At 56.2% G+C, this 251-nt stretch carries 1 protein-coding gene; it reads right to left on the minus strand.

The window, feature by feature from the left end; genetic code table 11:
• Positions 1-251, minus strand: a 251-nt coding sequence (locus EUU22_RS15350; RefSeq protein WP_205687904.1) for a DUF308 domain-containing protein, incomplete at both ends; no start/stop codon positions are given.

Raw genomic sequence — 251 nt, forward strand, 5'->3', positions numbered from 1 at the left:
AGTGCAATTTCTGTGGCACCGATCATCAACGCCCATGCCGCGATGTAGATCACCAAAGCTAGGGCGGTTATTCCCGGCGCGTGGAAGGTAAGCAAGCCGACGATGATTCCGAGAATTCCAATGACGAGTTGCCAACCCCAGTCTGGGTCAGAGGACCGATGTCCGATCGCGCCGACGACGCGAAAAATACCGTCAATCAAGACCCAGGCTCCAAAAAACAGCACAAGTGTCGCGGCGGCCATCACCGGATG

Source organism: Ciceribacter ferrooxidans, assembly GCF_004137355.1.
Lineage (GTDB): Bacteria > Pseudomonadota > Alphaproteobacteria > Rhizobiales > Rhizobiaceae > Allorhizobium > Allorhizobium ferrooxidans.